This is a genomic window from Kitasatospora sp. YST-16 (assembly GCF_026802215.1).
Classification (GTDB): Bacteria; Actinomycetota; Actinomycetes; order Streptomycetales; family Streptomycetaceae; genus Kitasatospora; species Kitasatospora cineracea.
The window spans coordinates 5,840,553-5,859,066 of record NZ_CP113837.1; the positions used below are offsets into that span (position 1 = coordinate 5,840,553).

At 76.0% G+C, this 18,514-nt stretch carries 13 protein-coding genes; 3 read left to right on the forward strand and 10 right to left on the reverse strand.

Features of this window, described 5'->3' with window-relative positions:
- Nucleotides 1–24: 24 nt before the first annotated feature.
- The 5 genes from OU787_RS26490 to OU787_RS26510 form a co-directional block, all read right to left on the reverse strand.
- A complete protein-coding gene (locus OU787_RS26490) occupies nt 25–2,109 on the reverse strand; it encodes an MATE family efflux transporter (RefSeq protein ID WP_268660816.1) in 2,085 nt (694 codons plus the stop codon).
- The gene (locus tag OU787_RS26495) at nt 2,046–2,885 is read right to left on the reverse strand and encodes an MATE family efflux transporter (protein WP_268660817.1); all 840 of its coding nucleotides are present in this window, start codon (nt 2,883–2,885) and stop codon (nt 2,046–2,048) included. The genes OU787_RS26490 and OU787_RS26495 overlap by 64 nt, the downstream gene beginning before the upstream one ends.
- Entirely contained in the window at nt 2,882–6,583 is a 3,702-nt protein-coding gene (locus tag OU787_RS26500; RefSeq protein WP_268660818.1) for a type I polyketide synthase, read from the reverse strand. Before OU787_RS26500 ends, OU787_RS26495 begins: the two co-directional genes overlap by 4 nt.
- A gap of 149 nt (nt 6,584–6,732) precedes the next feature.
- The gene (locus tag OU787_RS26505) at nt 6,733–7,578 is read right to left on the reverse strand and encodes an ACP S-malonyltransferase (RefSeq protein ID WP_268660819.1); all 846 of its coding nucleotides are present in this window, start codon (nt 7,576–7,578) and stop codon (nt 6,733–6,735) included.
- Nucleotides 7,579–7,653: 75 nt separating this feature from the next.
- Nucleotides 7,654–8,754, reverse strand: a complete 1,101-nt coding sequence (locus tag OU787_RS26510) for a hypothetical protein (protein ID WP_268660820.1) — start codon at nt 8,752–8,754, stop codon at nt 7,654–7,656.
- Nucleotides 8,755–9,184: 430 nt separating this feature from the next.
- On the opposite strand from OU787_RS26510, the gene OU787_RS26515 reads away from it, so the two are divergent.
- Together OU787_RS26515 and OU787_RS26520 are read left to right on the forward strand one after the other, a co-directional pair.
- Nucleotides 9,185–10,219 (forward strand): hypothetical protein, encoded by a 1,035-nt coding sequence (locus tag OU787_RS26515; RefSeq protein ID WP_123562417.1) that lies wholly within the window; start codon nt 9,185–9,187, stop codon nt 10,217–10,219.
- 288 nt (nt 10,220–10,507) lie between these two features.
- Nucleotides 10,508–11,536 (forward strand): LacI family DNA-binding transcriptional regulator, encoded by a 1,029-nt coding sequence (locus tag OU787_RS26520; RefSeq protein ID WP_030458737.1) that lies wholly within the window; start codon nt 10,508–10,510, stop codon nt 11,534–11,536.
- Between the two features lie 47 nt (nt 11,537–11,583).
- Here the strand turns inward: OU787_RS26520 and OU787_RS26525 are convergent, their stop codons facing one another.
- Together OU787_RS26525 and OU787_RS26530 are read right to left on the reverse strand one after the other, a co-directional pair.
- Nucleotides 11,584–12,954 (reverse strand): DUF1254 domain-containing protein, encoded by a 1,371-nt coding sequence (locus OU787_RS26525; RefSeq protein ID WP_268660821.1) that lies wholly within the window; start codon nt 12,952–12,954, stop codon nt 11,584–11,586.
- Between the two features lie 324 nt (nt 12,955–13,278).
- Entirely contained in the window at nt 13,279–14,496 is a 1,218-nt protein-coding gene (locus tag OU787_RS26530; protein WP_268660822.1) for a PucR family transcriptional regulator, read from the reverse strand.
- A 128-nt stretch (nt 14,497–14,624) separates the two neighbouring features.
- On the opposite strand from OU787_RS26530, the gene OU787_RS26535 reads away from it, so the two are divergent.
- On the forward strand, nt 14,625–16,115 hold the full coding sequence (locus tag OU787_RS26535) for a flavin-containing monooxygenase (RefSeq protein ID WP_268660823.1): 1,491 nt from the start codon (nt 14,625–14,627) through the stop codon (nt 16,113–16,115).
- 53 nt (nt 16,116–16,168) lie between these two features.
- Here the strand turns inward: OU787_RS26535 and OU787_RS26540 are convergent, their stop codons facing one another.
- From OU787_RS26540 to OU787_RS26550, 3 genes are all read right to left on the reverse strand, one after another.
- Nucleotides 16,169–16,816 (reverse strand): GntR family transcriptional regulator, encoded by a 648-nt coding sequence (locus OU787_RS26540; protein ID WP_268660824.1) that lies wholly within the window; start codon nt 16,814–16,816, stop codon nt 16,169–16,171.
- A 65-nt stretch (nt 16,817–16,881) separates the two neighbouring features.
- Nucleotides 16,882–17,700 (reverse strand): cytochrome c biogenesis CcdA family protein, encoded by an 819-nt coding sequence (locus OU787_RS26545; protein ID WP_268660825.1) that lies wholly within the window; start codon nt 17,698–17,700, stop codon nt 16,882–16,884.
- Nucleotides 17,697–18,473, reverse strand: a complete 777-nt coding sequence (locus OU787_RS26550; protein ID WP_268660826.1) for a DsbA family protein — start codon at nt 18,471–18,473, stop codon at nt 17,697–17,699. Before OU787_RS26550 ends, OU787_RS26545 begins: the two co-directional genes overlap by 4 nt.
- Nucleotides 18,474–18,514: the final 41 nt, after the last annotated feature.

Sequence of the window (18,514 nt, forward strand, 5' to 3'; positions counted from 1 at the left end):
TCGGTTGTGCCGGCCGGTTCGGGCTCAGTTGTAGTGCTTGAGGAGCGGCCAGAGCTCCTCCCAGGAGTACTTCTGGCCGGTGCACACCAGGATCGGGAGGCCCTGCTCGATGGCGGGGACGTTCCGGCCGTTGTCGATGCGGTCGGCGACGGTGCAGCTCTGCCAGTAGGGGGCGAGGGACTCGGGGGTGTAGCCGACGGCGATGGTGGTGGCGGAGGTGCCGGCGGGGCGGCCGAAGCGGCTGTAGCCGTTGTGGTCGGCGTAGGGGGCGGGCAGGCCGAGCGCGGGGCCGTAGTGGGCGAGGGCGCCGGCCTCGCCGTAGTTGACGGCGAGCAGAGTGGCGCCGGGGTGCCGGCGTTCCAGGTCGGCGACCTGCCGGGCGAGCCGGGGCCAGCCGAGGGAGTCGGCGTTGAAGGGGTTCACGGCGGTCAGGTGGCGGTAGGCGGACACCGGGAGCAGGGGCGGGCCCAGCGCGAGGGTGACGGCGGCCGCGGCCGCCGCGCAGGCGGTGAACCGGCGGCGGCCGGCCGGCCAGCGGGCGGCGAGCCGGGCGGCCCCGGCGCCGAGCAGGAGCGGGTACCAGCCCATGGGGTAGTAGAAGTTGCCGCCGGAGACGACCACGATCCCGAGGGTCACCGCGTAGGCGGCGGGCAGGACCCGGTAGCGGGGGTCCTGCCAGGTGTGCCGCAGGCCGGCCAGCCACAGCCAGCTGAGCACGGTGGCGGCCTCCAACTGCAGCGGCAGGGCGGTGAACCGCTTGGCCCAGGTGGACAGGTGGCCGGCCATCGTGAACTGGGGCCAGCCGTGCGCCGCCTGCCAGAGCAGGTCGGGCGAGGCGACGGCGAGGGCCAGCAGCAGGGCCAGCCACGGGGCGCGGTCGCGCAGCAGCCGGGCGTGGCCGGTGAACGGGGCGGCGGCCAGCAGCGACATCGGCAGCATCACGATGGTGTCGTTGTTGAGCATGCCGACGCCCAGCACCGCGCCGAAGCCGTACCACAGGCGGCGGTCGCCGGTGCGCAGGATCCGCAGCACCAGCCAGATCGCCACCGACCAGAAGAACAGGCCGGAGGTGGCGGTGGTGAAGAAGTGCCCCTCGACGAGCACCAGCACGGAGGCCGAGACGGCGACCGCGGCGATCTGCTGGGCGCGGTGCGAGCGCCGCTCGTCGGTCCCGGCGAGCTCCCGGGCGCACAGCACCGACATCAGGGCGGTGGCGGCCGCGAACAGCATCGGCGCGATCCGCACGACCTGCACCGAGTCGCCGCCGAACCAGGTCTCGGCGCGGACGATCAGCGGCACCAGCGGCGGCTGGTCGTCGTAGCCGGCGGCGAGGTGGCGGCTCGCGGCCAGCCAGTACAGCTCGTCGCGGAAGTAGCCGTAGCGGCCGGCGGTGGCCAGCAGGACGGTGCAGGCGCACAGCACCGGGGCCAGCACCCGCGTCCAGGGGATCCCGGGCAGCGCGGGCCGGGCGGCCGGGCGGCGGCGCAGGTGGCGGCGGACGGCGAACGCGGTGTACAGCGCGCCGACCACCCAGCCGAGGTCGACGGCCCACATCACGCCCTCGGCGCCGTGCCGCACCCGCAGCAGGTACGACAGCGGCAGCCGGACGGCGACGAACGACACCAGCGTGCACACCAGCGGCACGACGGTGCGGCCGACGCCGTTCAGCGCGCCGTGCACGACGGCCGTGACGGCGTACAGCACGAAGCACGGGTAGGTGATCAGGACGTACAGCTCCACCAGGTGCCGGGTGGCGGGGTCGGTGGTGGCGGCCGCCGCGATGACGGGGCGCAGCAGCACCACGGCGAGGCTGACGGCCAGCGCCAGCGCGAGCGCGAAGGGCAGCGTCCGGCGGATGGCGCGGCGGACCCGGTCGGGGCGGCCGGCGCCGCGGTTCTGGGCGACGAAGACGGTGAGCGCCCCGGACAGGTCGAGGAACGCGGTGCTAGCGAAGAACTCCAGCCGCCCCACCACGGTGACCGCCGCCAGCAGCGGCGCGCCGAGCGGGGCGACGATCCGGATCAGCGCCACGATGCCCAGCGCGATCAGCAGTTGCTGGACGGCGCCGGGCAGGCCCAGGCGCAGGGCGGCCGCCGCCTCGGCCCGCACGTCCGGCCACCCGGGGAGCGGCGCGGCAGCAGCTCGCCCCGGCGGCGCAGCAGGACCAGCCCGGCGGCCGCGGTGCCGGTGGCCGCGGTGACCGTGGCCAGGGCCGCGCCGGCCACGCCCAGCTGGAGCACCACCACGTAGAACCAGGCCAGCACCAGGTTGGCGAGGCTGCTGCCGACCATCAGCCGCATCTGGGCCCGGGAGTCGCCGAGGCCGCGCAGCAGGGCGAAGACTGCGGACACCGCGAAGACCGACGGGAAGCCGTACGCCAGCGTCGACAGCAGCACCTGCGCGTCGTGCAGCACCGCGCCGCGGGCCCCGGTCAGCCGCAGCAGGGCGCCGCCGGCGGTGCGGGCGACCAGGAAGCACACCGCCGCCCACACCGCGGCGGCCAGGGCCAGCGCGGTGGCGACGGTGGCGGGGCCGCGCCGGGAGCGGGCCCCGGTGTGGTGGGCGAGGCGGATGGCGAAGCCGGTGGTCAGGCCGAGGAAGACGCCGTCGGCGAGCAGGTAGAGCGGCTGGACGACACCGGCGGCGGCGAGCGCGTCGACGCCGACCCAGTGGCCGAGCACGGCGCCGTCGGCGAGCAGGTAGGTCTGCTGGAGGAGGTTGGCGAGGGTGAGGGGGGCGGCGAAGCCGAGGACGGCGCGCAGGACGGGGCCGCGGGTGAGCCGGGAGCGCTCCCCTGCCGGGGTTCCGGCCGCGGCCGTGGTGGCGTCGGCGGCGCCCGGGGGCGGGGTGCCCCCGGGCGGGCCGGTGCGGGTGGCCCCGCTCATCCGCGGCGGCCGTCGGGCCCGGTGGCGCGGCGCTCGTCGACGATCTTGGCCTGGGCGGCGACCGTGCGGTCCACCAGCAGGTCGCTGCTCTGCATCTCGACGCCCAGCACCGAGGTGACGGTGGCCACCAGGGACATCCCGGTGATCGAGTCGATGCCGAGGTCGAACAGGTCGGCGTCGACGTCGATGCTGGTGAACCCGAAGACGTGGGCCCAGCAGCGGCCGATGGTCAGCTCGGTGTCGGTGTACCGGCCGTCGAGGCGGCCGGTGAGCTCGACCGGCAGTTCGGCGATCTCCCGGCGGGCCTGGTCGGCGCCCTGCTCGCGGCGGGCGGTGCGGCGGCGCGACGCCTCCTGGAGCTTGGCGGCGATCGGCGGGTCGAGGGCGATGTGGTAGCCGGGCAGGGCGTCGGCGTAGTCGCCCTCGTAGTGCAGTTCGCCGCCGAACACCCGGGCCCGGCCGGAGCGCAGGCCGGCGTCGGCGATCGAGAGGCCGAGCGCGGTGGGCAGCGCCTTGAAAGTGGTGTCGACGTTGGCGCGGCTGCGCACCGCCATGCCGATCTCCTTCCACGACACCCAGTCGAAGGTGATGACGTGGCAGTCCGGGTCGGTCTCGGACTCCGCCAGGGTGTCCAGGAACTGGTTGGCGGCGGCGTAGTCGGCCTGCCCGATGGCGGGGAACACGGCCGCCACCGAGGAGAAGTGGACGACGAAGTCGGGCCGGTCGTCGCGGGTCAGCAGGTCGAGGGCGAACGCGCCGTGCACCTTGGGGCGGACCACCGCGTCGAAGTCCTCCCGGGAGCGCTGGGTGATCACCTCCCCGCCGGGGACGCCGGCCGCGTGGACGATCCCGTCGATCCGGCCGAAGCGCTCCCGGACGGTGGCGACGGCCGCCGCCAGGGCGTCCGGGTCGCCGGCGTCGGCGGCCAGCACCAGGACCTCCGCGCCCAGGTCGCGCAGCTCCCGCAGGGCGGCCCGCAGCCGGGCCCCGGGCGTGTCGGCGCCGGCCTGCCCGTCGTCCGGGCCGGGGTCGCCGGAGCGGCTGAGCAGCACCAGGTTGATGCCGGGCCGGCGGGCCGCGAACTCGCGGCACAGGGCCAGGCCCAGGCCGGCCGTGCCGCCGGTGACCAGGTAGGTGCCGCCGGGCTTGAGGTACTCGCCGCGGTCGGCCAGCTCGGCCTCCGGCAGTTCGGCGAACGTCTCGCGCAGCCGGGCGCCGTCGCGCAGCGCGACGACGGCGGGCTCGGCGCCGAGGAGCTCGTCGAGGACGGTGCGGGCGGGCGTGGCGCCGTCGGTGTCGACCACCGAGACGGTGAGGTACGGGTACTCGCGGCTCACGCTCTTGGCCAGGCCGGTCAGGGTGGAGTTCTCCACCACGACGCCGGGCTCCGCGCGGCGGGAGGCCAGGGCGGTGCGGGTGAGGACGGCCAGGTGGAGTTCGGCGCCCTCGGTGATCAGCGCCCTGGCGAGCCGGAACAGGCCGTGCAGGTTCTTCTCCAGCCGGGCGTCCAGGGCGGCGAGGTCCCGGGCCGGGTCGGCCTCGAAGCCGAGGGCGTGCACGAGGTGGGTGACGCCCTCCTCCACGGCCCGGACGGCCAGCTCCTCGTAGAAGGCGTCGGCGTCGGTGTCCGCGCCGGTGTCCGCGCCGGTGTCCGCGGCGGCGGGCAGGCGGACGAGCTGGTCGTCCGTCAGGCCGGCGGCGCGGAGCAGTTCCTCGGCGCCGGTGGAGCCGTCGACCAGGGCGAGCACCCGGGCGCCGGGGTCGGCGGCGGGGGCGGGGCCGTCGGCGGGCCGGAAGACGACCTGGTGGGTCGCGGGGCCGGCGGAGCCGGGGGTGCCGAGGGCGAGGGCCTCCCGCCAGTCCTCGGGGAAGTCGATCCAGGCGCGGCGCTCGTCGAACTCGTAGGGCGGCAGGTCGACCGGGCGCGGGGCCGGGCCGGTGCCGGGGCGGGCGTCGTCGGGTCCGAGGTCGGCCCCGGCGGCCCAGGCGGCGGCCCGGGCGGCGAGGTCCGGGTCGGCCGCGGTGCCGGGGACGGGTGCGGTGCCGGGGGCGGGCGCCCAGAACTCCCAGTCGGGGTGGCTGGAGTGGAACGGCGCGGCGTCGGCGAGCCGGTTCGCGGCCAGCGCCTCCAGCCGGGCGCGCAGCTCGTCGAGGCCGGTGACGACCAGGGCCAGCCGGTGGCGGTGGGTGGCGCGGGAACGGCGGACGGCGGCGCACAGCCCGGCGAGGGTGACCCCGTCGAACCGGCCCAGGGCGAACCAGTCCGCGTAGGCGCCGACCAGCAGCCGCAGCGACTCCTCGCTGTGCGCGCTGAGCGCGAACAGCTGCGGCGCGGGCGCGGGCGCGCCGGTGCCGGCGAGGGCGGGGACGGGGGCGGGGGCCGGGTCCGGGTACTCCTCCAGCACCACGTGGCAGTTGGTGCCGCCGAGCCCGAACGCGCTGACGCCGCAGCGCAGCGGGCCGTGCTCGCTGCTCCACGGTTCGGCCCGGGTGGGGATCCGGACCGGGGAGTGGTCGAAGTCGATCCGGGAGTTGGGCTGTTCGAAGCCCGCCAGCGGCGGCAGCGTGCGGTGGCGCAGGACCAGCGCCGCCTTGATCAGGCCCAGCACGCCGGAGCCCTCGAAGAGGTGCCCGATGTTGGCCTTGACCGTGCCCACCGCGCAGAACCGGTGGTCCGCGGTGTGCGGGGCGAACGCCTGCCGCAGGCCCTCGATCTCGATCGGGTCGCCCAACTTCGTGGCGGTGCCGTGCAGTTCGACGTACCCGATGCTGCGCGGGTCGACCCCGGCGTCGGCCCAGGCCGCGTGGAGGAGGTCCGCCTGCGAGGCGGAGTCGGGCGTGGTGACGCCGCCGGCGGTGCCGTCGTGGTTGACGGCGCTGCCCTTGATGACGGCGTACACCCGGTCGCCGTCGGCGAGGGCGTGGTCGAGGCGCTTGAGGACGACGGCGCCCGAGCCCTCGCCGTAGCCGGTGCCGTCGGCGCGCTCGTCCAGGGTGCGGGTGCGGCCGTCGGAGGACTCGATGCCGATCCGGGTGTCCGGGTGGTCGATCGGCGCGCTGACGATGCGCGCCCCGGCGACCACCGCGGTGTCGCAGTCGCCCAGCAGCAGGGCGTTCTTGGCCTGGTGGACGGCCACCAGCGAGGCCGAGCAGGCGCTGTCCACCACCATGCTGGGGCCGCGCAGGTCCAGTAGGTGCGAGAGCCGGTTGGCCATCATGGTGGGCACGTTCCCGGTGAGCGCCGGCTGGATCAGCGACCGGTCGATCTTGGACAGGTACTCCAGGTAGGCCGAGCCCGGGTTGACGGCGAAGCCGACGAACACGCCGGTCCGGCTGCCGCGCAGCCGGGCGGCCGGGTAGCCGGCGTCCTCGAAGGCCAGGTACATGGCGCGCAGCGCGTGCCGCAGGTGCGGTTCGGTGGTCGCGGCCTGCTTCGGGGTCATCCCGAAGAACTCGGCGTCGAAGTACTCCGGGTGCTCCAGGTAGGCGCCGTCGCGGTAGGCGATGCCGGCGTCCGCGGGGGAGCGGACGGTGGTGCCGAAGACGTAGCGCAGGTAGGCGTCGATGCTCCGGGCCCGGTGCTCGGGGAAGCGGCCGGTGAGGTTCCTCCCCTCGGCGACGAGGTCCCAGAACCCGTGGACGTCCCGGGTTCCGGGCACCTCCACCGAGATGCCGACGATGGCGATGTCCGAGTTCAAGGCGTTCTCCTTCGGGACGGGCGGGCGGGCAGGCAGCGGGCGGGCAGCGAGTAGCGGGCAGCGGGCAGCAGGCAGCGGGCGGCCGGCCGGGGCGTGCGGGTGCGGGTGCGGGCGCGGAGCGGTGGGGCGGTGGGGCGGGTGCGGAGCGGTCAGGCGATCGCGGGCAGCAGGGCGGTGAGCGTGCTGCCGTTGGCCTCGTCGAACCGGGTGACCCCGGCGGCCCGCAGCGCCCGCACGGTGCGCACCCACTCCACGGGGGCGGTGATCTGCGCGGCGAGCAGCGCGGCGGCCCGGTCCGGCTCGAAGGGCGCCGCCGTGACGCCGGAGAACACCGGCACGGCGGGGGCCGCGAACGCCTGCCCGCGCAGCGCGGCCGCGAACGCCCGCGCGGCGGGCGCCATCAGCGGGGTGTGGAAGGGGCCGCTGACCGGCAGCGGGACCACCGCCCGGGCCCCCGCGGCCCGCAGCACGGCGGCGGCGCCGGCCAGTTCGTCCCGGCCGCCCGCGACGACGGTCTGCCGGTCGGAGTTCCGGTTGGCCACGTAGACGTTGCGCACCCGGGCCTCCCGCAGCGCCGCCGCCACCCGGTCGCCGCCGATCCCCGCCACGGCCGCCATCGCCCCGCCGCGCACCGTCGCCATGGCCTCGGCCCGGGCCCGCACCAGGCGCAGGGCGTCCAGCAGGCCCAGGCAGCCGGCCGCCACCAGGGCGTTGTACTCGCCCAGGCTGTGGCCCGCGTAGCAGCCGACCGGCTCGGCGCTGTCGCCCTCCTCGGCCAGCCGCCGCCGGGCGTCGAGGGCGTTGACCAGGAAGACGGCGGGCTGCGCGTAGCGGGTGTCGCCCAGCCGCCCCTCGGGGTCGTGCAGGCACAGTTCCCGGACCGAGTGGCCGAGCACCGCGTCGGCGGCCTCGACCTCCTCCGGGAACAGGTCGAACAACTCGGCGCCCATGCCCGGGCGTTGGACGCCCTGGCCGGGGAAAACGAGGCAGCGCACGGCGCGCCCTCCCTGTCGTGGGGTGTGGTCGTGGGGTGTACGGGTCCGGCGGCGCGACGCGGGCGCGGCGGGCGGTCAGAGCGAGGTGAACCGCGCGGCCGAGCCGCTCTCGCGCAGCCGCGACCGGGTCAGCGCGGCCGCCGAGACGCCGGGGCCGAGGTCGAGGACCAGGTCCGGGTCCAGCTCCGCCAGCGCGGCGTCGACGACGGCCGGCCAGTCGAAGGGGCGGCACATCTGCTGCTCGGCCACCTCGTACAGGACGTGCGGCGAGGACTGCAGGTTGGCGGGGGTGCCGGTGCCGTAGACCGGCATGGTCAGGCCGTCGCCCTTGACGGGCTGCCAGTGGTGGTCGACGTCGCGGCCGATCAGCGCCATGGCCGGGGTCAGCGCCGGGCTGTGGAAGGGGGCGGTGGCGCCCAGGTAGGTCCAGCGGGCGCCGGGCCGCTCGAAGAGCTCGGCCTCGGCCAGCCGCAGCCGCATCAGCGCCTCGGTGGCGCCGGTGAGGACGTGGAAGGTGGGCGAGTTGACCAGGCCGATCCCGACCCGGCCGCCCGGGCCGTCGCCGCTGCGCCGGACCGCCTCCTCCAGCACCGGGCGCCGCGGGCCCACCACGGCGGCCATCGCCGCGGGGACGCCCGCCCCCGGGCCGAGGGCGGCGTGCCGGCGCAGCAGTTCCCCGTCCGGCCGGGGCGCCGCGGGGACGACCTGGTGGCAGCGCAGCAGCGCCACCGTGACCTGGGCGACCGAGCGTCCGGCGGCCTCCGCGTACCCGCGCCGGCCCGCGACGGGCAGGGCGGAGAAGACCGCGGCGTAGCTGCCCAGGCTGTGCCCGACCGCCCCCACCGGGCGCAGGCCGCCCGCCGGGGCCAGCGGACTGCCCGGCCCCGGCTGCAGCACGCACAGCTGGTACAGGTGCAGCAGCACGCCCTCGGCCACCGAGCCGCGCGCCGCCGCGGGCACCAGCGGGTCGCCGGGGGCGGCCAGCCAGTCGCGCACCGGCAGCCCGCCGGGCAGGAAGCGGGCGCACTCCGCGCGGCCCGCGATCTCGAAGGCCGCCTCGACGCCAGCGAGGGCCGAGGCGAAGAACCGGGCGTTCTGCGGCTGCCGGAACAGCGCGCGGAGCCGGTCCAGCAGCGGGCCCCCGGGATCGCCCAGGCCGCCGAAATGGAGTAACACCCGCACAGGTACGTCCTCACCGGTAGTCGGTCATGGGGGGCGCGCCGCCCGGAGCGGTGCCCGCAGCACCGGCCCGCCGGACCGGCCCGCAGCACCGGCCGCCGGAGCGGCTCGCAGCACCGGCCCGCCGGAGCGCCGGGAATCCCGCCCGCGACGGGCTGACGTCGTGATCGGTCGCTCGGGCAGCAATATGCGTCCGGGCCTGACGGCGGGTCAAAAGGCCGTGAAATTTACATCCGGGCCGCCGCCGCAGGTCCGGGCGGCCGGACCCGGCGGATTCCGGGCCCCCCGCCGGCGGCGGACCGGGGGCGCCTTGACGGTGCCCGCCGCCGGGGCGAGGATCTCCTCCCGCCGCCCGTCTTCGTCCGCCACCGCCGCCGGATGCTGGAACGGAGGACCGCCCCGACCGCACGCGACGGAAGGAACCACGGTGGCGCTCACCGACCGGATGATCCGGATCCCGGATGCCGACCGCATCCGCACGCAGGACCCGAACAACCACCTGCACTGCCGGAAGTCCCAGCTGCTGGCCCACGTCGCGGGCCGCACCCCGCACTCCGACCTGCTGATGTACCGGGCGCTGGGCTCGACCTCGGCCGTCTACCGCCACTGCTACCTGCGCGGGAGGGACCGCTGGGCGTTCGAGGCGCCCTACGTGACCGAGGACGACCTGCGGCTGCTCGGCTTCGACCTGCTCTCGGCCGGCACGGTGGACGTCGACCGCTTCGCCGCCGGCCTGCCCGAACTCCTCGCCGCGGGACGGCCGGTGCTGTTCTACGCGCCCCGGCACCACTTCCCGCACTGGGTGGAGTTCATGGAGCGGGTCGGCACCGTCGCGGAGGAACGGCGGCTGCTGCACTCGTTCCTGGTGGGCGGGGCGAGCGGCAGCGAGGTGCTGCTGCTCGACAACACCACCGACGACCACGAGTACGTCCCGCTGACGGTGGGGTGGGACGTGCTGCGCGAGGGGTACGCCCGGGAGCCGGAGCGCTGGTTCGTCGACTGCTCCACCGTGGTGCCCCGGTCGGGACCGGACCTGGACGGCTTCGAGTCCGCCTACCGCGCCTTCCTGGCCCGGTTCCGCGACGGGTTCCGGATCTACGACCTGATCGGCGAGAACCTGGCCGCCGAACGGGCGGCGGCCGACGCCGTGTACCGGGCGCCCGGCGTCAACAGCATCGCCCTGCTGGCGGGTTCGCGCACCCTGTTCGGCCGCTTCCTGGCGCTCACCCGGCACGGCGGGCAGGTCCGCGCCGCGTACGCGGACGTCGCGCAGCTGGCCACCGCGCTCTCCGACCGGATCAACGCCTTCCACGCCGGGGCGCCCGCGCTGACGGCGGACCGGATCCGCGGCGACCTGGCCGAGCTGCGCCGGCGCGAGCAGCGGGCGGCGGCGCTGCTCACGGAGGAGGCGGCCCGGCTGCCGCGGCTCCTGCCGGACGGCGGTGACGGCGCCCACCGGTGACCTGCCGCCGGGGTGCGGCGCCAAGTGGGCCCGTCCGGACCGGGATTGACGGTGCGTCCGGTGCTGTGGATCATGGGTGGGGCGACCGCCGGGCCGCCGCTCCGGCCCGATGCCCGACCGCCCGAGGCGCCCGACCGCCCGACCGCCCGACCGCCCGAGGCGCCTCCCGGGCCGTCCCCGCCGGGCCCCGGTCCCCGGTCCGATCCCGCCCGATCCCGCCCGACCCCGTCCCGGCCGCGTCCGGCGCCCCCGTCCGCTCCCGTCGCCCGGTACCCCGTGGAGGAGTCCGTGCCCGCACCCGCCGATGCCGCCGGCAGCCCGTCACCGCCGCCGCCCACCCTCACCGACGTGGCCCTGCGGGCCGGCGTCTCGACGGCCACCGCGTCGCGGGTCCTCACCGGTTCGGCCCGGGTGAGCGAGGAGACCAACCGCCGGGTCCAGGAGGCGATCGCGCAGCTCGGCTACGTGCGCCGCCGGGCGCCCCGGGCGCACCGCTCGGGCGGCGGGTCGGTCGCCGCGATCGTCACCGAGTCCAGCCAGCGGTTCTTCTCGGACCCGTTCTTCGCCCGCCTGCTGCACGGCGCGTCCCGGGCCCTCGCCCCGGCCGGCTACCAGCTGGCGTTCGTCGCGGTGCAGGACCGCAGCGAGTACGTGGCGGCGGCCCGCTTCGTGCAGCGCGGGGTCGACGGGGTGCTGCTGGTCTCCTCGCACGGCTCGGACCCGCTGATGCCCGTCCTGGACACGGCCCGGGTGCCCACCGTGCTGTGCGGCCGGCCGCTGGCCGAGCACGGGGCGCCGTACGTGGACACCGACAACTACGGCGGCGCGCAGGCCGCCGTCCACCACCTGCTGGCGGCCGGCCGCCAGCGGATCGGCACCATCGCCGGGCCGCGCGACATGGCCGCCAGCCAGGACCGGCTCCGCGGCTTCACCGAGGCCCTGGCCGCCACCGGCCTGGAACCCGTCGTCGACCTCGGCGACTTCTCCCTGGAGTCCGGCGAGCGCGCCATGACCCGGCTGCTCAGGCGCCGGCCCGACCTCGACGCGGTCTTCGCCGCCTCCGACCTGATGGCGGCCGGGGCCCTGCGCTCGCTGCGCCGGGCGGGCCGCCGGGTGCCCGACGACGTCGCCGTCATCGGCTTCGACGACGACCCGGTCGCCCAGTACACCCACCCCCCGCTCAGCACGATCCGCCAGCCGGTGGAGGAGCAGGGCTCGACGATGGCCCGCCACATCCTCGCCCTGATCGAGAACCGCACGCCCCCGGGCCCCCGGACCCTGCTGCCCACCACGCTGGTCTGCCGCGAGTCCGCCTGACCCGGTCCGGCCCGCCGCGCGGCGGGCCGGACCGGGCCGGGAGCGGGTCAGTCCTGCGGAGCGACCGGGGTGAGGGCGGGGGGCCAGTCGGGGAGGAGGTCGGCGGTGACCGGGGCGTAGAGGCGGAGGGTGACGGAGAAGGTGCCGCTGGTGGGGATGGGGAGCCAGTTGGCGGTCCGCAGTTCGGGGTCGGCGGGCGCGGCGGCCTGGACGTAGAGGGTGGTGGCGCCGGTGTCGGGGTCGGCCAGCGGGGCGGCGAAGTGGCCGATCGCGTAGATGTCCTCGGGGTTGGCGACCAGGAAGCTGGCGGAGTCGTAGGCGGTGAGCGACCAGAAGGCGTCCACCGGCGGGAGCTGGCCGGCCGGGAAGGTGAGGGTGTAGGCGATCGGCGCGCCGCCGGGGTCGGTGGCGGCGTTGCCGGTGCTGGGGTAGAGGGCGTCCTGCGGCAGGTTGGCGCCGAGGCCGGTCATGGCGACGTAGGCGCGCTGGAGGTAGTTGGTGCCGTAGGTGCCGATGTCGGTGGTGGGGAAGGCCCAGCCGTTCACCGGCGGGGGCCCCTGGTGGTGCTCGATGGCGTCCAGGCCGGCGGCCTTGGCGAGGTCGAGGGTCGCGGCGTCCGGCAGCCGGTCCTCGTCGTACGGGTGGACGCCGAGGTCGGCGAGCAGGGCGGAGGTCCGGTCGTCCGGCGGGTCGAGGGGGGTGCGCTCCAGCAGGGCGGCCAGCTCGTGGAAGAACTCGGGGCCGCTGTACTGCGTGATGGCCTCGGACGGCGGGGCGGTGGACGCGTCCGGGTCGTACACGCCGGCGGGCGGCAGGTAGCTGCCGCTGTCGGGCCAGGCGCTCAGCGGGAGCAGCCGCATCTGGTCCTGGTAGCCGACGACGGTCTGCACCTCCTGCTCGCTGTCGTCGTGCAGCTCGATCCGGCCGATCAGCCAGACGGTGTTCGTCGGGAACGGCAACTGCTGGACACCGTCCGGGAGTTCGCCCTTCCAGTCGGGGCCGGTCAGCGCGTAGGTGTAGACCTGGACGTCCTGCGCGGGGTCGATGGCCGGGGCGGTGAGCGGCGTGATGCTGCTGGGCGACTGCTCGCTGGTGTTCGACCAGGCGTCCAGCAGTTGCATCAGCCAGTAGCGGCCCTCGTCCATGACCGGCACCTCGAGCACGATCGGCTCGGCGGACAGGTCCAGCCACGCCTGGCTGTAGAGCGTGTCCAGGTTGGGCCGGACCACGTCCTTCATCTCCGGCGTGGGCAGCGAGGTGTGCTGGCAGAACTGGTTGACCGGGGCCTGGGTCGCGTTCACCTGCACGGTGTTGGTCTGCAGCCGGCGGGTCAACTCCATCATGATCAGCGCGTAGCCGAACACGTAGAGGTCCGTCGCCCCGCCGAGCTGCGGGTCCTGGTTCTGGTCGTCGGTCAAGTCCTCGCCCTTTCCGGTGAGTTGGAGCACCGACGCTAACGACCGGGGCCGGGCGGTCGCAGCGGGAGATCGAGCCGATGTGAAGACGGTTCACAACTGGATGATCGAGCTCCGTCCTGTCCCGCCCGTCACGGTGATCACACCCGGGGGCGGCGGCCCGGCCGGTCCGGGGGCGGAGCCGGGGCGGCGTATCCGCTCGTCACCGGTCCCGCCGGCGCCCGGGGGCGGCCCCGCGGGCACCGGCCGGGCCGGCCGGGGCGCGGTGGCGCGATCTTGCCCTCGGCGGGTGCGGCGGGTGCGGCGGGCGCAGCAGTCGCAGCGGGGTCAGGGCCGGCCGCTCCAGTGCAGGACTTCGAGGGCGGCGGCCACGTCGAGGGGGTGCTCGGCGAGGGGGCGGGGGAGGAGGTGGTCGGCGCGGGCGAGGCGGCGCAGCAGGGTGTTGCGGTGGGTGAAGAGGCGGGCGGCGGCGCGGGTGGCGTTGCACTGCTCGGCGAGGAAGGCCCGGACGGTGTCGGTGAGTTCGGGGGGTGCGGTCTCCAGGGCGCCGAGGGTGCGGGTGACGAAGCGGGCGGCGCGGTCGGGGTCGGCGGTGAGGAGGGCGACGAGTTCCACTTCGTGGTGGAAGGCGAGGCGGGCGGGGGAGCGCAGGCGGGTGAGCAGCTGCTGGGTGGTCAGGGCGTCGAGGTGGCTGCGGCGGAAGCCGTCGGGGCCGGGGGCGGTGGGGCCGACCGCGAGGCGGACGTCGGGGAGCCGGTCGAGGGCGGCGCGCAGCCGGTCGGCGTCGGGGCGGCCGTGCACCCAGAGCCAGCGGGTGGCGGTGCCGGCGACGACGCTGAGCGGGCGGGGCTGGTCGGCGGCCTCGGTGAGGGCGTCGGCGGCGCGGTCGAGCTGGCGCGGGTCGGGGGCGGGGGAGTCGCTCCACAGGACGGCGGCGGTGTGCGCGGGTTGCAGCCGGTAGCCGAGGCGGCTCTCGGCGCGCTGCCGGGTGATCGGCGCCCCTTCGAGCAGCAGGGCGACGGTGGCGCGGCGTTCGGCCTGGGTGCCGCGGGTGAGTTCGTCGCGTTCGGCGCGCATCCGGGCGGAGATGGCGCTGACGGTGTCGTCGACGAAGGCGGAGATGGAGCGCAGCGAGACGTCGAGGAGTTCGCGCAGCTCCTCCGGGTCGCCGGTGAGGGTGCAGGCGATCTGCGTCCACATCCGCACCGCGACGCTCTCGCCGACCCGGTAGGCGTCCAGCGCGGATTCGTCGAGGCCGCGCCGGATCAGGTCGCGGGCGACGGCGAGCGGGGCCCCGGTGTCGTTGGCGGGGACGGGCTCGCCGGGGGCGCGGATGTTGGAGGCGGCCCAGAACAGCAGGTTGGAGCGGTTGGTGCGGCGCGTCCCGGCGGCCAGCACCGGGTCGGCGGCGATCTGCTGCCGGGCCTCGCCGGCCAGCACGGCGGCGTCGAGTTCGGCAAGCCAGCCGGGCGGCGGGTCGAGGGCGATCCCGGCGCCGCGGCGGATCAGTTCCCGGACCCGGGGTGAGGGCGGCGGCCACGACATGCGGCCCATCGTAGTGGTGCACTCCGCCCACTCGAAGGGCCCTGGAGGGTGCGGTTCGCACATTGCCCGGACGGGCGCGGCGGCAGCACGATGAACCCGTCCGCCCGCCGACGCCCCCGGAGCCGCCCGTGTCCCCGTCCGCTGCCAGTGCCGACGCCGAGCACCTCGACGTCCTCGTCGTCGGGGCCGGGATATCGGGCATCGGCGCCGCCCGGTACCTGAAGACCGAACTGCCCGCGAAGAGCTTCGCGGTCCTGGAGGCGCGCGCGGCCTCCGGCGGGACGTGGGACCTGTTCCGCTACCCCGGGGTCCGCTCGGACTCGGACCTGCACACCTTCGGCTACGCGTTCAAGCCCTGGCGCGACGAGCAGTCGATCGCCGACGCCCCCCGGATCCTGGCCTACCTGCGGGAGACCGCCGCCGAGAACGGCATCGACCCGCACATCCGCTACCACCACAAGGTGCTCGGCGCGTCCTGGTCCACCGCGACGGCCCGCTGGAGCGTCGAGGTGGAGCGCACCGACACCGGTGAGCGCACCGTGCTGACCTGCGGCTGGCTGTTCAGCGCGGGCGGCTACTACCGCTACGACCGGGGCCACACCCCGGAGTTCGCCGGTCGCGAGCGCTACACCGGCACCGTCGTCCACCCGCAGCACTGGCCCGCCGACCTGGACCACGCGGGCAAGCGCGTCCTGGTGATCGGCAGCGGCGCCACCGCCGTCACCGTCGTCCCCGCGATGGCCGCCACCGCCGGGCACGTGACGATGCTGCAGCGCACCCCGACCTACGTCATGCCGGTCTCCCGAAAGGACCCGGTCGCCAACGCGCTGAAGCGGCTGTTCGGCCCGCGCCGCGGCTACGCGCTGACCCGGCGCAAGAACATCGCCCAGCAGCGCCTGGTGTGGAGCTTCTGCCGGCGCCACCCGCGGGCCGCCCGGCGGATCATCCGCTGGGTCAACACCCGTCGGCTGCCCGCCGGTTACCCCGTCGACGAGCACTTCAACCCGCCGTACGACCCGTGGGACCAGCGGCTGTGCGCCGTCCCCGACGGCGACCTGTTCGCCGCGATCCGCGCCGGCCGGGCCTCGGTGGTCACCGACCGGATCGAGACCTTCACCGAGACCGGCGTCCGGCTGGAGTCCGGCCGGGAGCTCGCGGCGGACGTCGTGGTCACCGCCACCGGCCTGGACGTGCAGGCGTTCGGCGGCCTGCGGCTGATCGTCGACGGCCGGGAGGTGCGACTCGCCGACACCCTCGCCTACAAGGGCATGATGCTCTCCGGCGTCCCCAACTTCGCCTTCGCCATCGGCTACACGAACTCCTCCTGGACGCTGAAGATCGGCCTGCTGTGCGAGCACTTCTGTCGCCTGCTCGCCCACCTGGACGCCCACGGCCACGACGTCTGCCGCCCCGAGCCCGCGGACCCGGCGATGCCCACCCGCCCGTTCCTGGACTTCGGCGCCGGGTACGTCCGGCGCGCCGTCGACTCGCTGCCCCGCCAGGGCGACCGGATGCCGTGGCTGACCTCGATGGACTACCGCGGCGACGTCGCCCTGCTGCGCACCGGCAGCGTCGCCGACCCGGAACTGCACTGCTCCAGGGCGGGGGCGACGGTGTGACGGCGGGTCGGACCCGCAGGTGGCGCAGGGCGGGGCGGTGGTGTGACGCCGGGTCAGACTCGCAGGTGGCGCAGGTCGAAGCCGTAGGTGTCGCCGACGTGCGAGCGCAGGATGTCGGAGAAGCCCTGGATGTCGTCGGCGGCGAGGCGGGCGACCAGCGCGCGGTGCTCGGCGATGATGTCGGCGCAGCGCTCCATCAGCTGCCCGCCGTAGCTGAACAGCAGGAAGCGCTGGCGGTCGGCGAGGCGGTCGTTCAGCTCCAGTAGGACCTGGTTGCCGGCGGCCTCGACGAAGGAGCGGTGGAAGGCCACCGTGAGTTCGATGAAGCCGGGCAGGTCGCCGTCGGCCAGCACCTGCTCCTGGCGGTCGACCTCGCCCGCCAGCCGGGCGGCGAGGGCGGCCCGGCGTTCGGGGGTGGTGCGCTGGACGGCGGTGCTCTCCAGGATCAGCCGGGCGTCGGCGAGGTCCTGGACGTCCTTGCCGTCCAGGCCGCGGACCAGGGCGCCGCGCTTGGGGTAGACGGTGATCCAGCCCTCGTCCTGGAGCCGGGCGAGGGCGGCCCGCACGGGGGTGCGGCTGAGGCCGAGCTCGGCGGCGAGGCCGGCCTCGCCGAGCATCGTCCCGGGCCGGTGCGTCCCGTCCAGGATGCCGGTCCGGAGGGCGGCGTAGGCCCGCTCGGAGGCGCTCTCGCTTGTCGACATGGCCCCCATCTTCCCCGACCCGGAGCCGGCCGGACGACCGGGCGGGCACGCGGCGCGTCCGCCCGTCAACGCCGGGCAGCGGCGGCCCGGGCACGGCGGCGGTGCACGAGCAGGGCGGCGCCCAGCAGCAGGACGGCCGCCCCGACCACCGCCAGGTCGGGCACGGACGCGGCCCCGTCGAGGGTCCGGGTCTCCACCGCGAACTGCTCGGACGCCCCCAGGAACCCGCCCAGCGCGGTCGTCCCGTCGGTGGCCAGCAGCAGCACGCCCAGGGCCACGCCCAGTGCCCCGCCGACGAGTTGGGTCACCGTGTTGCGCCACCGGCCGATCCGCACCTCGCGCGGGCGCACCGCGCGGCGCACCCACGGCAGCCGCGGCCAGGCCAGCGCCAGCAGGAACAGCGGCACGACCATGCCGAACGCGAACACCGCCAGCACGGTGCCGCCGTACAGCGGCGTGCCGCCGAGCGCGGCCAGTGCGAGCACCGAGCCCAGCACCGGCCCCGCGCACACCCCCGCCACCCCGTACACGCTGCCCAGCAGGAACACCGACAGGTTCGAGGTCAGGTCGCCGGTGCGGGTCTGCCCGAGCGCCGGCAGGGTCAGGCCGGCCAGCTGCACCAGGCCGAGGGCGATCACCGTCCAGGAGGCGGTGCCCACCAGCAGGCCGCGGTGCTCGGCGACGACGGCGCCCAGGCCGCCGGCCAGCACGCCGACCGGCACCAGGGTGGCCAGCAGGCCCAGGTAGAAGACCCCGGTGCGGGCGACCAGCCGGCCCGGCGCGGTGAAGGCGTAGGCGAAGAACGCGGGCAGCAGCATCACCGAGCACGGGCTGAGCAGGGTCAGCACGCCGCCGGCCAGGGCCCCGGCGAAGCCGATGTTCACCGGGTGCCGCCCGCCTTCGCCAGCGCGCCGTCGAGCAGTTCGCGGAACGCGTCGGCGGGCTGCGCGCCGGACAGCACCCGGTCGCCGACCACGAAGAACGGGACGCTGGTGACGCCCAGGTCCTGCGCCTTCCCGGTCGCGGTGGTCACGGCGGCGCGCAGGTCGGCGTCGCCGAGCGCGGTCTCGAAGGCCGCCAGGTCCGGGACCCCCGCGGTGCGGGCGAAGCCGAGCAGCTTCTCCTTCGGCAGGTCGGGGTGCCCGTGGTCGGGGGCGGCGCCGTACAGGGTGGTCAGGTACTCCCGGAACCGCCCCTGGTCGGCCGCGGCGTGCAGCGCGACCGCGCCGTCCACCGACTGGTCGCCGAAGAACGCCAGGTCCCGGAACTCGTAGCGGACCCTGCCGGTGTCGACGTACTCGGACAGCAGCGCGGGCAGCGTCTGCCGGCTGAACAGCGCGCAGTACGGGCAGCGCAGGTCCGCGTACTCGACCATGACCACCGGCGCGTCGACCGGGCCCAGCGCCATCCGGTCCGCCGGGTCGCGCCGGGCCAACGAGTCGGCGGCGGTGGCCCGTTGCGCGGTGGCGCCGGCGCTCGCGCCGCCGGTGGCCGCGGGGGCCGGGGCGGACCCGGCCACCTTGCGGGAGCCGCCGCCGGCCAGGGCGACGACCAGCAGGAACACGCAGACGGCGGCGAGGACGACGTTCAGGAGGCGGGAGTGGCGCAGGCGGCGCTCCAGGGCTTCCAGGGCAGCAGAGGATCGGTAATCCGGCACCCAACTAGGATACATGTGGAATCCCAGCAGGGCCGGGCGGG